Source organism: Pandoraea sp. XY-2 (genome assembly GCF_004193915.1).
GTDB lineage: Bacteria > Pseudomonadota > Gammaproteobacteria > Burkholderiales > Burkholderiaceae > Pandoraea > Pandoraea cepalis.
The window spans coordinates 3,715,987-3,730,948 of record NZ_CP030849.1 but is presented as its reverse complement, the minus strand read 5'-3'; the positions used below and the strand labels follow the sequence as shown (position 1 = coordinate 3,730,948).

8 protein-coding genes, 2 tRNA genes and 3 rRNA genes are annotated in these 14,962 nt (G+C 59.8%); 8 read left to right on the top strand and 5 right to left on the bottom strand.

The features are described from left to right. Positions 1-135 precede the first annotated feature (135 nt). Positions 136-864, bottom strand: a complete 729-nt coding sequence (locus tag DRB87_RS16805) for a transporter (protein ID WP_130026713.1) — start codon at positions 862-864, stop codon at positions 136-138. Between the two features lie 479 nt (positions 865-1,343). Between DRB87_RS16805 and DRB87_RS16800 the strand changes: the two genes are divergently transcribed. Then, positions 1,344-1,802: a metal-dependent hydrolase gene (locus DRB87_RS16800; RefSeq protein ID WP_130026712.1), complete on the top strand. Its 459-nt coding sequence runs from the start codon at positions 1,344-1,346 to the stop codon at positions 1,800-1,802. 413 nt (positions 1,803-2,215) lie between these two features. Here the strand turns inward: DRB87_RS16800 and DRB87_RS16790 are convergent, their stop codons facing one another. Beyond that, positions 2,216-3,226, bottom strand: coding sequence for a serine/threonine protein kinase (locus DRB87_RS16790; protein ID WP_130026711.1), 1,011 nt, complete (start codon positions 3,224-3,226; stop codon positions 2,216-2,218). A 605-nt stretch (positions 3,227-3,831) separates the two neighbouring features. On the opposite strand from DRB87_RS16790, the gene DRB87_RS16785 reads away from it, so the two are divergent. From DRB87_RS16785 to rrf, 5 genes are all read left to right on the top strand, one after another. Further along, a 16S ribosomal RNA gene (locus DRB87_RS16785) occupies positions 3,832-5,363 on the top strand. Between the two features lie 65 nt (positions 5,364-5,428). After that, positions 5,429-5,505: transfer RNA gene (locus tag DRB87_RS16780), tRNA-Ile, on the top strand. 112 nt (positions 5,506-5,617) lie between these two features. Continuing rightward, a tRNA-Ala gene (locus DRB87_RS16775) sits at positions 5,618-5,693 on the top strand. Positions 5,694-5,976: 283 nt separating this feature from the next. Next, positions 5,977-8,854, top strand: a 23S ribosomal RNA gene (locus tag DRB87_RS16770). A gap of 131 nt (positions 8,855-8,985) precedes the next feature. Then, positions 8,986-9,098: ribosomal RNA gene (rrf, locus tag DRB87_RS16765) — 5S ribosomal RNA — on the top strand. The 16S, 23S and 5S rRNA genes sit together here with 2 tRNA genes alongside, the layout of an rRNA operon. A gap of 724 nt (positions 9,099-9,822) precedes the next feature. On the opposite strand, the gene DRB87_RS16760 is transcribed toward rrf, so the two are convergent. Then, on the bottom strand, positions 9,823-11,568 hold the full coding sequence (locus DRB87_RS16760) for a 3'-5' exonuclease family protein (RefSeq protein ID WP_130026710.1): 1,746 nt from the start codon (positions 11,566-11,568) through the stop codon (positions 9,823-9,825). Then, positions 11,556-12,080 carry a DUF2471 family protein gene (locus tag DRB87_RS16755; protein WP_130026709.1) on the bottom strand — a complete coding sequence of 175 codons (525 nt, stop codon included), beginning with the start codon at positions 12,078-12,080 and terminating at the stop codon, positions 11,556-11,558. Before DRB87_RS16755 ends, DRB87_RS16760 begins: the two co-directional genes overlap by 13 nt. A 144-nt stretch (positions 12,081-12,224) precedes the next feature. On the opposite strand from DRB87_RS16755, the gene DRB87_RS16750 reads away from it, so the two are divergent. Beyond that, positions 12,225-12,944 (top strand): glutathione S-transferase family protein, encoded by a 720-nt coding sequence (locus DRB87_RS16750; RefSeq protein WP_130026708.1) that lies wholly within the window; start codon positions 12,225-12,227, stop codon positions 12,942-12,944. A gap of 105 nt (positions 12,945-13,049) precedes the next feature. Here DRB87_RS16750 and DRB87_RS16745 read toward each other — a convergent pair whose 3' ends face one another. Next, entirely contained in the window at positions 13,050-14,228 is a 1,179-nt protein-coding gene (locus tag DRB87_RS16745; protein WP_130026707.1) for a GGDEF domain-containing protein, read from the bottom strand. Positions 14,229-14,355: 127 nt separating this feature from the next. Between DRB87_RS16745 and DRB87_RS16740 the strand changes: the two genes are divergently transcribed. Beyond that, a complete protein-coding gene (locus tag DRB87_RS16740) occupies positions 14,356-14,907 on the top strand; it encodes a DUF4019 domain-containing protein (RefSeq protein WP_130026706.1) in 552 nt (183 codons plus the stop codon). Positions 14,908-14,962: the final 55 nt, after the last annotated feature.

Genomic DNA, 14,962 nt, shown 5'->3' with positions numbered 1-14,962 from the left:
CGAGAGTTCCGCGCATCGTGTCAAGCATTTATGACATTAAATTTATGGACCCCGGAAAAACATGCGCGACGTGTGCATTTTCGCTGCATCCCGCGCGCACGCCGTATCACTCGGAAGTCAACGTCGTGGCGGCGCTCACCAGCGGATCGTGGCGCCCGCCTGCACAGAGTGGGAGAGCGACGCCGGGTTCAGGCCGCGCTTGTAGCCGACGTCCAGATCGAGGTCCTTCGTCGGGCTGTAGATCGCGCCGACCAGCGCGTAAGTGGGCTTTGTCCGGGTCGTGGCGTCCGGATTGGTCGCGAGACCGATGTCGGCAACCAGACGCACCGTGTCCGTCGCACTGAAAAGCACGGCCGTGGACGCGTTCCACAGGCTCTGTTGGTTGCCGATGCCATTGTTGTTCCACGTATAGCCGGCGTTGGCGAGGAATGTCCAGCGATCGAGGTTGTATTGCATCAACAGATTCGCGCCGGTGGTTGCGCGCCCGTTGCCGAGGCCGCGATCCTGGCTGGCTGTCGGCAGCGAGACGAACGGCTTGAGGCCGAGGCTCCACTGATCGGTTTCGAGAAAGCGCCATTTGGCTTGCAACTGGAGGTCGGTGACGCCGCTGGTCCAGCCAGCGCCATCGGGTCGCGTGCGCTGGTAGGGCGCCTGGATGGCGACGTCGAGGTTGGGCATCACGCCGTACGTCAGCGTGTTGTTCCATTGTTGCTGGCGGGCGCTCGGCATGGTTATCCACTCGCTGTTCAGCTCGAGTTGCCAGTTGCCGGTGTCCTGTGTGCCGGTGTCGTCCGTTACAAGCGGGTTGGTGGCGTGAGCGGCAAGCGGCGCGAGCGCTGCGGCAAGCATCAGAAACTTCTTCATTGAAAACTCCTGCGGGGCGATGAGTGTGTCCCGGTGCGAACGTCTGGAAATCCGTCGCGCGGATCGTACGGGGGGCATGTGACACGGTCAACCGAAACTCGCCGAATGTGCGGTATTCGAGATTCGCGTATTGGGAGCGTTGCTCGTTGGCGGGGCTGCGTGGTGGGAGGCAGGGAGGTAGAGACGTAGAGGCGTGGAGACGTAGAGGGGTAGAGAGGTAGAGAGGTAGGGAGGTAGGGAGGTAGGGAGGTAGAGACGTAGAGGCGTAGAGGCGTGGAGGCGTGGAGACGTAGAGAGGTAGGGAGGTCGGGAGGTAGGGAGGTGGGGGATAGAGACGTGGAGACGTGGAGAGGCGCAGAGGTGGAGATGCGAGGGGAAGAGGGGGCACGAAAGGGACGCCGAGGCTGCCTACGTCGTGTATCGAGTGGTAGACTTCGGGCCCATTTTTAGCGGGCCGGGCGCACCGCCGCCGACTCACCATGCAAGCCAGAAGTCATCTCATTTTCGGTATCGGCGCAACTTGGCTGATGCATCGCACTGGGTGGGCCGCCAGCGTCCACGCCTGGCCCTTGACGCTCGTTGGCGCATTGCTGCCGGACATCGATCACCCGAAGAGCATGCTGGGACGCCGAGTCGCACCGGTGTCGCTCTTGGTCTCCGGTCTTTTCGGCCATCGCGGCATGACGCATTCGCTGCTGCTGCCGATCCTGGCGGTCGTGGGCTGCCTGTATGGCTGGGGCCATGTGCCGGTGTGGATGCTGGCGTTGGCAGCCGGGTATTTGTCACATCTGCTGGCCGATTGGCTCACGCCGTCCGGCGTGCCGCTGTGCTGGCCGTTGCGAACGCGCTTCCGTTCGCCGCTTTACGTGACGACCGGGTCGGCTGCGGAGTGGTGCGTGGCCGCGGCGCTCGCGTTCGCCATGTGGCGATGGTGGTGAGTGCGGGGCGGACGTGCCGGCGGAAGCCAAGGAGGAAGTGAGCGCGGTGGAGGCAGAGGAATCAGCGGTAGCGGTGTCGGCTGACACGGCTGACACGGCTGACACGGCTGACACGGCTGACACGGCTGACACGGCTGACACGGCTGACACGGCTGACACGGCTGACACGGCTGACACGGCTGACACGGCTGACACGGCTGACACGGCTGACACGGCTGACACGGCTGACACGGCTGACACGGCTGACACGGCTGACACGGCTGACACGGCCAACTCGGCCAACTCGGCCAACTCGGCCAACTCGGCCAACTCGGCCAACTCGGCCAACTCGGCCAACTCGGCCAATTCGACCAATTCGACCAATTCGACCAATTCGGCTGACAGGCCCGCGAGTCGGCCCGCGCGGATGTCGGTCAGCGCCAGGACAACGGCGGCTCGTCCATGAGGGCAACCTGTTCGCGAAGCTCCAGGATGCGGTCCTGCCAGTAGCGCTGTGTGTTGAACCACGGAAAGGCGGCGGGGAACGCCGGATCGTCCCAGCGCCGGGCCAGCCAGGCGCTATAGTGCAGCAGGCGCAGCGTTCGCAAGGCTTCTGTCAGATGCAGCTCGCGCGGGCTGAAGTCGGCAAAGTCCTCGTAGCCGGAGAGGACTTCATCGAGCTGGACCGTCATCTCTTCGCGCGTGCCCGAAAGCAGCATCCACAGATCCTGCATCGCCGGCGCCATGCACGTATCGTCGAAATCGACGAAGTGCGGGCCGGCATCGGTCCACAACACGTTGCCGCCGTGGCAGTCGCCGTGCACGCGCAGCAGTTTCACATCTCCAGCCCGCTCGTAAGCGCGCGCGACACCGGCGAGCGCCAGGTCGACAATGCTGCGCCAGGCGTCGCGCAGGTCGTTCGGAATGAAGTCGCTCGCCCACAGATAGTCGACCGGGGTGCGTCCGTACGTGTCGATGTCCAGGGTGATACGGTGCCGGAACGGCTGGATGGCGCCGACTGCGTGAATACGGCCGAGAAAGCGACCGAGCCAATTGAGCGTGTCGGGATCCTGCAGTTCGGGGGCTCGGCCGCCGCGTCGGGGGAAGAGGGCGAAGCGGAAACCGTTGAAATGGTGCAGGGTCGTGCCTTGCGTCTCGAGCGGGGCAACGACCGGAATTTCCTGATGGGCGAGCGCTTGTGTGAAGGCGTGCTCCTCAAGGATGGCGTCGTCGGTCCATCGCTGGGGGCGATAGAACTTCGCGATGAGCGGAGGGCCGTCTTCCATCCCTACCTGATAGACGCGGTTCTCATAACTGTTGAGGGCGAGCAGGCGCCCGTCGCTGAAATAGCCAAGCTGCTCGACGGCGGCAATGACGGTGTCGGGCAGGAGGGTGGAGAATGGATGCGCGGGCCCGGAGGCGTCCTGGGAAAGATCAGTGTTCATGGGCGCTATTGTGCCAAAGGCGGTGCGACGGGCGCCGGTACTCTTCTCTATAGCGTCTGGATACAGATAGGACGCGGTGGGGCAGAACGCGAAAACGCAGAAAATTGCCTCGCGTTCAAAAAAGTTTCACAAAGGGCTTGCGCGGTTCGTCGAAGGTGTCTAATATTCCGTCTCTCGCAACGACGGCGACGCAGCGAAAGCAGCGAAGCGGTGGAGGCGACGGGCTGGAAAGCCCGGTGGTTGGTGGTTTTGGCGCTTGTGAGTCGCTACGGCGGCGAGCGAAGAAGGCGAAAAAAACTGTTGACGACGACGAGAAGCTGCGACATAATCTTGCTTCTCTGCTGCAGATGCAGCGACGCAGAAAACGAAGCGACGGCGCGGTAAGTGTGCGACGAAGCGAAGTTCGATGCGATTGATCTTTAAAAACTAGACAACCGATAAGTGTGGGCACTCGATGAATAGTGCGTCTGCTTCGGCAGATAAGCTTTAAATTTATTGAGGCTCACATAAGTAATAGGTAAGTTAAGTAATTAACTTGTCAGCATACTTTGAGAGCGACCGGTTCGAGTGATTTATCACGAAAAACCGAAAACAGTAACAGGTTTAAACTGAAGAGTTTGATCCTGGCTCAGATTGAACGCTGGCGGCATGCCTTACACATGCAAGTCGAACGGCAGCACGGGTGCTTGCACCTGGTGGCGAGTGGCGAACGGGTGAGTAATACATCGGAATGTACCTTGTAGTGGGGGATAGCTCGGCGAAAGCCGGATTAATACCGCATACGCTCTGAGGAGGAAAGCGGGGGACCTTCGGGCCTCGCGCTACAAGAGCAGCCGATGTCAGATTAGCTAGTTGGTGGGGTAAAAGCTCACCAAGGCGACGATCTGTAGCTGGTCTGAGAGGACGACCAGCCACACTGGGACTGAGACACGGCCCAGACTCCTACGGGAGGCAGCAGTGGGGAATTTTGGACAATGGGCGAAAGCCTGATCCAGCAATGCCGCGTGTGTGAAGAAGGCCTTCGGGTTGTAAAGCACTTTTGTCCGGAAAGAAATCCTCTGGGTTAATACCTCGGGGGATGACGGTACCGGAAGAATAAGCACCGGCTAACTACGTGCCAGCAGCCGCGGTAATACGTAGGGTGCAAGCGTTAATCGGAATTACTGGGCGTAAAGCGTGCGCAGGCGGTTTTGTAAGACGGATGTGAAATCCCCGGGCTTAACCTGGGAACTGCATTCGTGACTGCAAGGCTAGAGTATGGCAGAGGGGGGTAGAATTCCACGTGTAGCAGTGAAATGCGTAGAGATGTGGAGGAATACCGATGGCGAAGGCAGCCCCCTGGGCCAATACTGACGCTCATGCACGAAAGCGTGGGGAGCAAACAGGATTAGATACCCTGGTAGTCCACGCCCTAAACGATGTCAACTAGTTGTTGGGGATTCATTTCCTTAGTAACGAAGCTAACGCGTGAAGTTGACCGCCTGGGGAGTACGGTCGCAAGATTAAAACTCAAAGGAATTGACGGGGACCCGCACAAGCGGTGGATGATGTGGATTAATTCGATGCAACGCGAAAAACCTTACCTACCCTTGACATGTACGGAATCCTGCTGAGAGGTGGGAGTGCTCGAAAGAGAACCGTAACACAGGTGCTGCATGGCTGTCGTCAGCTCGTGTCGTGAGATGTTGGGTTAAGTCCCGCAACGAGCGCAACCCTTGTCCTTAGTTGCTACGCAAGAGCACTCTAGGGAGACTGCCGGTGACAAACCGGAGGAAGGTGGGGATGACGTCAAGTCCTCATGGCCCTTATGGGTAGGGCTTCACACGTCATACAATGGTCGGTACAGAGGGCTGCCAAACCGCGAGGTGGAGCTAACCCCAGAAAACCGATCGTAGTCCGGATCGCAGTCTGCAACTCGACTGCGTGAAGCTGGAATCGCTAGTAATCGCGGATCAGCATGTCGCGGTGAATACGTTCCCGGGTCTTGTACACACCGCCCGTCACACCATGGGAGTGGGTTTTGCCAGAAGTAGGTAGCCTAACCGTAAGGAGGGCGCTTACCACGGCAGGATTCATGACTGGGGTGAAGTCGTAACAAGGTAGCCGTAGGGGAACCTGCGGCTGGATCACCTCCTTTCTAGAGCATGCACTGGAAGTTGAGTGTTCACGCTTATCGGTTGTTTGACTGCGTAGATCTAAGTCGGGTCTGTAGCTCAGGTGGTTAGAGCACCGTCTTGATAAGGCGGGGGTCGAAGGTTCAAGTCCTTCCAGACCCACCAAACTCTTTCCACCGACGCCTGGTAGAAAGAAATCTGGCTGAGGCAAGGCACAAAAAGCCGCCGCATACATGGGTATGCAAGGTTTTTTGTAACGCCGCATCAGACTGATTTGGGGGGCATAGCTCAGCTGGGAGAGCACCTGCTTTGCAAGCAGGGGGTCGTCGGTTCGATCCCGTCTGCCTCCACCAATTCCTTAGATCGCACATCGATGTCAGTCAAAAGCTTTTACGTCTGTAGTAAATCCCAATAGTGATTTAGCGTGAATGTTTTTGAATGACAGCAATGTCATGCAGTATTTGTTCTTTAACAATTTGGAAGAAGTAGTAGTACAACGGAAGCGCGTTAGAGATGGCGCGTGGAAATTGTACGGGTTGTGATTGTATCAACTAGTATTTAAGTGATCGAAAGATGACTTGGAATACGGCACAACGCGAAAACTCAACCTATAACGGGGAGACATTCTCGTTATAGGGTCAAGCGAATAAGTGCATGTGGTGGATGCCTTGGCGATTACAGGCGATGAAGGACGCGATAGCCTGCGAAAAGTTGTGGGGAGCTGGCAAATAAGCTTTGATCCACAAATGTCCGAATGGGGAAACCCGGCCCTCTGGGCCATCCTAGACTGAATACATAGGTCTAGTGAAGCGAACGCGGCGAACTGAAACATCTAAGTAGCTGCAGGAAAAGAAATCAACCGAGATTCCCAAAGTAGTGGCGAGCGAAATGGGACCAGCCTTCAAGATTTAGCACCGGTGTTATCAAAACGGAATGGAAAGTCCGGCCATAGTGGGTGATAGCCCCGTATGAGAAAACCCTGGTGTGGAACTAAGCTTGAGAAAAGTAGGGCGGGACACGTGAAATCCTGTCTGAAGATGGGGGGACCATCCTCCAAGGCTAAATACTCGTAATCGACCGATAGTGAACCAGTACCGTGAGGGAAAGGCGAAAAGAACCCCGGGAGGGGAGTGAAATAGATCCTGAAACCGCATGCATACAAACAGTAGGAGCCTCGCAAGGGGTGACTGCGTACCTTTTGTATAATGGGTCAGCGACTTACATTCAGTGGCAAGCTTAACCGAATAGGGAAGGCGTAGCGAAAGCGAGTCCGAATAGGGCGTTCAGTCGCTGGGTGTAGACCCGAAACCAAGTGATCTATCCATGGCCAGGTTGAAGGTGCGGTAACACGTACTGGAGGACCGAACCCACTAATGTTGAAAAATTAGGGGATGAGCTGTGGATAGGGGTGAAAGGCTAAACAAACTTGGAAATAGCTGGTTCTCTCCGAAAACTATTTAGGTAGTGCCTCGTGTATCACCTTCGGGGGTAGAGCACTGTCATGGTTGAAGGGTCCATTGCGGATTACTTCGCCATAGCAAACTCCGAATACCGAAGAGTGCAATCACGGGAGACAGACATCGGGTGCTAACGTCCGGTGTCAAGAGGGAAACAACCCAGACCGCCAGCTAAGGTCCCTAAATATTGCTAAGTGGGAAACGAAGTGGGAAGGCTAAAACAGTCAGGAGGTTGGCTTAGAAGCAGCCACCCTTTAAAGAAAGCGTAATAGCTCACTGATCGAGTCGTCCTGCGCGGAAGATGTAACGGGGCTAAGCAATATACCGAAGCTGCGGATGCGAGCTTGCTCGCATGGTAGGAGAGCGTTCTGTAAGCCTGTGAAGGTGTCTTGTGAAGGATGCTGGAGGTATCAGAAGTGCGAATGCTGACATGAGTAGCGATAAAGGGGGTGAAAGGCCCCCTCGCCGTAAGCCCAAGGTTTCCTACGCAACGTTCATCGGCGTAGGGTGAGTCGGCCCCTAAGGCGAGGCAGAGATGCGTAGCTGATGGGAAGCAGGTTAATATTCCTGCACCGTCGTATGATGCGATGGGGGGACGGATCGCGGAAGGTTGTCCGGGTGTTGGAAGTCCCGGTCCCTGCAGTGGAGAAGGCGCTTAGGCAAATCCGGGCGCGTAATTCAAGGCTGTGGGGCGAGTACCTTCGGGTACGAAGCAATTGGAAGTGGTTCCAAGAAAAGCCTCTAAGCTTCAGTCATACGAGACCGTACCGCAAACCGACACAGGTGGGCGAGATGAGTATTCTAAGGCGCTTGAGAGAACTCGGGAGAAGGAACTCGGCAAATTGGTACCGTAACTTCGGGATAAGGTACGCCCTTGTAGCTTGACTGGCCTGCGCCAGGAGGGTGAAAGGGTTGCAATAAACTGGTGGCTGCGACTGTTTAATAAAAACACAGCACTCTGCAAACACGAAAGTGGACGTATAGGGTGTGACGCCTGCCCGGTGCCGGAAGATTAAATGATGGGGTGCAAGCTCTTGATTGAAGTCCCGGTAAACGGCGGCCGTAACTATAACGGTCCTAAGGTAGCGAAATTCCTTGTCGGGTAAGTTCCGACCTGCACGAATGGCGTAACGATGGCCACACTGTCTCCTCCCGAGACTCAGCGAAGTTGAAGTGTTTGTGATGATGCAATCTACCCGCGGCTAGACGGAAAGACCCCATGAACCTTTACTGTAGCTTTGCATTGGACTTTGAACCGGTCTGTGTAGGATAGGTGGGAGGCTTTGAAGCAGGAACGCTAGTTTCTGTGGAGCCGTCCTTGAAATACCACCCTGGTTTGTTTGAGGTTCTAACCTAGGTCCGTAATCCGGATCGGGGACAGTGCATGGTAGGCAGTTTGACTGGGGCGGTCTCCTCCCAAAGTGTAACGGAGGAGTACGAAGGTACGCTAGGTACGGTCGGAAATCGTGCTGATAGTGCAATGGCAAAAGCGTGCTTAACTGCGAGACTGACAAGTCGAGCAGGTGCGAAAGCAGGTCATAGTGATCCGGTGGTTCTGTATGGAAGGGCCATCGCTCAACGGATAAAAGGTACTCTGGGGATAACAGGCTGATACCGCCCAAGAGTTCATATCGACGGCGGTGTTTGGCACCTCGATGTCGGCTCATCTCATCCTGGGGCTGTAGCCGGTCCCAAGGGTATGGCTGTTCGCCATTTAAAGAGGTACGTGAGCTGGGTTTAAAACGTCGTGAGACAGTTTGGTCCCTATCTGCCGTGGGCGTTGGAAGTTTGAAGGGGGCTGCTCCTAGTACGAGAGGACCGGAGTGGACGAACCTCTGGTGTACCGGTTGTCACGCCAGTGGCATCGCCGGGTAGCTATGTTCGGAAGAGATAACCGCTGAAAGCATCTAAGCGGGAAACTCGCCTTAAGATGAGACTTCCCTGGGAACTCGATTCCCCTTAAGGGTCGTTCAAGACCAGGACGTTGATAGGTCAGGTGTGGAAGCGCAGTAATGCGTTAAGCTAACTGATACTAATTGCCCGTGAGGCTTGATCCTATAACCAGTGTGTTTTCCTGGTGTGAGTGTCGTGCAATGTGCCGATACAACTCGCAACCCAACAAACGTAGTACTACGCTTCTTCCGAATTGGTTTTGTTGAGCCCCGCTCAGCAGAACACACAAGTTATGCCTGATGACCATAGCGAGTTGGAACCACCCCTTCCCATCCCGAACAGGACCGTGAAACAACTCCACGCCGATGATAGTGCGGATACCCGTGTGAAAGTAGGTAATCGTCAGGCTCCCCTTAAAAACCCCTTGCTAACTCGTGTAGCAAGGGGTTTTTGCTTTTCCCCGGCGATATCGCCCAGCCCTGGCGCGGCTGCATGGCTTGATGCCCAGGTCGTGCCGACGGCGATAATTCCGAGCGCCGGCGCGGCTCGATGCCTAGGTCATGTCGACGGCGATAACGCCTGGCCCTGTCGCGGCAGCGTGGCTTGATGCGCAGGTCGTGTCCACGGCGATAATGCGCAGCGCCGGCGCGCTTGCGTGGCTCGATGCCCAGGTCGTGTCCACGGCGATAACGCCTGGCCCTGTCGCGGCAGCGTGGCTTGATGCCCAGGTCGTGACGGGGCAGCTTGATCTGGCTGACATTCCCCTGACCTATCCACCATTTCGGAACCCGTTCGCCGGACGGTCTTCGGTGGATGCCGTTGCCGGAATGGGGAGCCTCAATTGTCACAATGCGCTGGGTGATCGAACAGCGTTATCGCCGGCGCATGGCCTCTCGCGACTGACGTCTGCTTGGCTATTTCAGGAATGGGGTGCCTCAATTGTCTCAATGCGCTGGGTGATCGAACAGCGTTATCGTCGGCGCGTGGCTTCGCGCGACTGACCTCCGTCCGGCTATTGGGACGGAATTCGGTCAGGGTCCCATACTACAAACTTAATTGCGGGCGTTACGGCGACGGGGCCGCGGGCGTCCGGCGGACGACGCATTAAGGCGGCCGTTGCCGACCGCCTGCGCTACTGAGCGTCGAACGGCAGCCGATATTGCGCAGGGTCTTCTGGGCGTGGTCGACGGCGACGCAACAGCGCCGCGCTGGGCCTGTCGGGCGCTGGGGCCGGTGGATCTAGCAAGCTGAGGCGAAACGCCGGGCGGCTCAGCGGCAGAACGGCCAGTAGTGCTGCCTTGCCGCGTACCGACGTCGGGATGTCGTCTTCCACTGCGGCCGACTGAGCGCCAGCGACGTCATGTACGACGGTATCGCTCGCCTGATGCAAGGCAGCGAGGCGTCGGCCCAGGAGTCGGTATATATCAGGATCAAAGCCGGTCACGGCAGGCAAGGTGTCGACGAAGGCGTCCAACGCGTCACGCGACGTCACAGTGCCCAGATACTGCCAGCGGTCGATCACGTGGTAGTCGACCTCCAAGGTATCGGCGCTGCGTTCTTCAACCGCGATAGGGCCTTCGTACGGCCACGTTTCCAACCGTAGCGTGGCGAGCGCTTGGCGAACCCGCTCGGTGTGCGCGGCGAGCGGCATATCGCCGACGCATACACCATCACAACGCTTGACCTGGTATCCGAAGCACGGCCGGCCGGCGCCCACGGTCTCCAACCCGAGCTGCGCGCAGCACAGACGATGTTCGTCCGCCAGCGTGCGCAGCGCGCTCTGCGCACGCGTGCGCGACGAGAAGGTGCCGTACAAGGCCTCGGCGCCCGCAAAATCGACCGCCTTCGCGCTGACCAGCTCGGGCGTCTCGGCATCCGGCGTGAGTTGCCAGCTGTAGAGTTGCGAAGCACGGCGCAGTTGACGGTTATGTACCGGCTGCAACTGCTTGACCAGTTGCGACTCCAGCAGCAACGCGCCAAGCTCGCCCGCCGTGCGGCGCGCTTCCACACGCCGGATTTCCTGCGAGATACGCAGATCCTTGGCGACCTGATGATCGCTGGAGAAATGCGAACGCACGCGTGCGCGGATGTCGACGCTCTTGCCCACATACAGCAGCGTGTCGCCTTCGCCATAGAAGAGGTAGACGCCGGGGCGGTTCGGCAGGGCGTCGATGGCGTCGTCCGGTAACTGCGGCGGCTGGCTCGACCGTTTGGTCACGCGTTGCACCGCCTGCTCAATCAGATCGGGCGTGTAAATCGTGTGAAGCCTTTGCCAGAACTGCCAGAGTAGATCGGCGTCGGCGAGCGCGCGGTGACGGCCCAGCGGGGCGAGGCCGAACCGGGCGATCAGCGCATCCAGACCGTGCCGCGCCGCCGAGGGAAACAGCAGACGCGACAGACGCACCGTGCACAAAACATCGGCTTGAAACGCGATGCCGGCACGCCGGAATTCGTTTTTGAGAAAACCATAATCGAAGCGCGCATTGTGGGCGACAAACAACTTGCCTTGCAGACGTTCCGCCAATCCGTGCGCCAGCGTCTCGAACGACGGCTGACCGCGCACCATCTCATTGGTGATTCCGGTCAACTGCTGGATAAACGGGGGGATCGGTTCGGCCGGATCGAGCAGGGTGCTCCACTGTTCCACGCCATGCGGGCCGACTTCGACCACGCCGATCTCGGTGATGCGGTCGCCGAGCGCATTGCCACCCGTCGTCTCCAGATCGACGAAGACCATCGGCGCCGGCAACGAGCGGGCGAGTGCGTCAGGATCCATCACATCGCGGATCGCGGCGTCGTCGGCGTGCTCGATTGCGATGTCCCGCATGTCATCGGTCGCGTTGCGCTTGCGCACTTCGGCCGCGCTCAGGCCGGCCATGCCGGCGCATTGGCGTGCGACGCGATCGGCCGAACGGATCGGTCGGACGGAAACGGCGCGGCGTCGTCGCCGGTTAGGTCGTCATCTGCGAATGCCGCGACGATGGCACGGAATACCGCCGGTGCCGGGGCGTCGGGCCAATGCAGATCGACGAGTGCATCGAGCTGCGGCAAAGCGCCGCCGCGACACAGCGCTTCGTCGCCGGGCAGGCGCAGCAGCCGCGCCAGCGCCCACGCCTCATGCCGTGCATGCAGGCCAATATCCGCCTCTGCCTCGTCGGCAATGGCGAGGAGCGTGCGCCAGTCGAGCGTCAATGCCGCTGCCGCTTCGCTCGGATGATTCGCTTCGTTCGCTTCCTCAGGGGCTGTCGCAACGGCGGCAGTGCGTGCCGATGTGGCTTTCGCGGTGCCCGCACGCTGTTGCGCGTAGCGCGCGGCAATCGCTCTCACGATGCCAGCAAGGTCGCGCTCGGCAGCGCTTAACGCCAGTTGATCCCAGTCGATGGTTTCCATAAGACATTCCTCGATTGGAGGACATGATACTGTATAAAATCACAGTGCGCGAGTGACGTGACCCGACAGACCCGACGGGGTCGCCGCAGTCGTCGCCGCATGTAATACTTTGCGCCATGCCCACCCTGCGGGAACCCGACCTCGATGTTGACCCTGTACACCTTTGGCCCGTCGTTCGGGCTACCCGATGCCAGCCCGTTTGTCGTCAAGGCGGAGATGCTGCTCAAGCTCGCCGGACTGTCCTATCGGACGGATCGCAGTGGATTTCGGCATGCCCCCAAGGGTAAGCTTCCCTATATCGATGACGAAGGTGAGATCGTCGCGGACTCCACGCTGATCCGGTTGCACATCGAGCGTAAGTACGGGTTCGATTTCGATGCCGGTCTCACGCCCGAGCGACGGGGCGCGGCGTGGATGTTCGAGAAGGCGCTGGAAGATCATTTCTATTGGCACGTCGTGCAGGCGCGCTGGTGCGACGAAGACAACTTCGCCAAGGGGCCGGCTTCGTTCTTCAAGGCGATTCCCTGGCCGGTGCGGCCACTTGCGCAAGCGTTCATCCGTCGCAAGATCCGCGGCACGCTGCACGCGCAGGGCACCGGGCGCTATACGCCGCAGGAGCAAACGCAACTGCTCAAGCGCGGCGCACAGGCGGCGGCCGAATTGCTCGGCGACAAACCCTATTTTTTCGGTGATGCGCCGTGCGGCGCCGATGCCACGGCTTTCGGTTTCATCGGTAGCGCCGCGTCGCCGCATTTCCGCATGGCGCTGCGCGACGAAATCGCAAACCATCCGAATCTGATGGCCTATGTCGCGCGCATGCAGCGCGAGTTCTTTCGCGACGCGGGCGAAGGCTCGAGCGCTTGAGGCGTAGCGTCCGATAGGCAGGACGGCAAATCGGCAGATCCGCGATTTCACGACGTCACACCGCCGCGAATTGACATCGACGCCGGAGGCCGACGCCGGGCGGGATCAGCCCGCCTCGGACGCTGTCTCGTCGCTCGGCAGCACGTCGGAGAGCACGAGGTTGCGCCCGGAAATCTTCGCGGCGTACAGCGCGCGGTCGGCGCGCATGCACAGCGCCTCGAGACTTTCATTCTCGTGCCACGTCGCCACGCCGCCACTGAGCGTGTATTGACACACGCCGAACGGGCCGGCCACCAGATGTCGGCTCGCCTGGCTGCGCAGGCGCTCGGCAATGCGAATTGCACCGGGCGTGTCCGTGCCCGGCAGCAGCACGGCAAATTCCTCTCCCCCCAGCCGCCCGAAGACATCGCCTTCGCGCAGGATATCGCGCACGAGCTTCACGAATTCGCGAAGCACCGTGTCGCCGCCCGCATGGCCGTGCGTATCGTTGATCCGCTTGAAATGATCGAGATCGATGACCACGATCGAGAGGGGCCAACTGCGGGCTACCGCCCGAGCCATCTCCTGACGCGCGAGCAGGTCGAAGTGTTTGCGAGAGAGCGCGCCGGTCAGATAGTCGCGGTTGGCGGCCTCTTCTGCGGTGGCGAGCATGGCGTCGTGAATCATCATGACCGCGCCCATCGTCATGGCGGGCATGACGATCGTGCCGATGGTGAGCATCACGGCGTTGAACATCGTGGGCGCGAACACTTCGGGCCCGGGCGCCGGCGCCCAGCCGAAGGCCACGCCGCGCACGGCATGCCCGATGGCGAACGCCGCCGCGAGGCCCGTCGTCAGCCAATAGTTGTAAGGATGCCGGCGCGGGGGAATATGTCGGGCAATGAGCACGGCCGTGGCTAACAGCCACGCCGCGTGAAACGCGGAGACGACGACCACGCGCGCCTGTGGGTCGTCGGTGCCGTAGCGCCAGAACACGATGGCGGCAGCGAGCACGCCGAGCGATGCGCCCAATGCCGGCCAATGCGGCGATTGGCCGAGAAAGCGAGCACAGCCCGCGAAGTAAAGCAGCAGGCCGCCCGCTAGGGTAACGTTGGCGACAGCGATCGACAGGACGTCTGGGACGACGCCGCGCAGCGCAAACAGCGGCAGGGCAATGAGTACCGCGACGTTGGCGAAGCACCACTCGCGAACGCCCGCCACGTGCGAGCGTAGAAGAGATCCCATGATCAGCAACATCATGAAGCTGAGCAGGGAGGTGATCGCGAGCAAAGACGTCGTCAACATGGCGATGACCAGCGGGGGAAGCGGACATGTGTTGTGCATTGTAATGTACGCCGCTACGCGCGTTACATGCCTAACACGCCAGTAGAATGACTGGGTTCGTCTTTTTTGTTTCAAGGAGTTTGCGTCAATGCCGAAGACCCGATCCTATCCGTCACATCGCTCCCCTCGCTTTCGCCGGTCCCCCACGCTGGCGCTGGCCGTCGTGGCCATCGCCGGGCTTGCCGCACTCCCGGCGCAGGCGCAGCAAGAGCCGATGTTGCGCCGCTCGGCCCAGCCGCCGCTATTTTCTGCCCCGGCCAGCAGCGCAAGCGCCCCGGCGGCGGATATCAATCGCGACGTGCGTCCCGCGCTCGAGGCCGCCAACCTCTGGCTGGGACTGACGGACATCAATCGTGGAAAGCAGAGCTGGGAGCAGGCCGCCCCGGTGTTCCAGCGAGCGATCACGGCCGACGACTGGGCTCAGCGCCTGCAGGCCGCGCGCGAGCCGCTGGGCCGGGTGAAGTCGCGCAAAACCGCGGATGCGGTGTTTACGCGCACGCTGCCCGGGCAGCCGGACGGCGAGTATGTGGTCATTCAGTACAACACGGTCTTCGAGCACAAAGCCGAGGCCCATGAGATGGTGACGATGGTCTTCGGCATCGACAGCCGTTGGCGGGTCGCGGGCTATTTGGTGCGCTGATGTCGGGCTGACGGGGCCAGCGGGGGCTGGCCGACGATTTCCCCGTCGCGAGCCG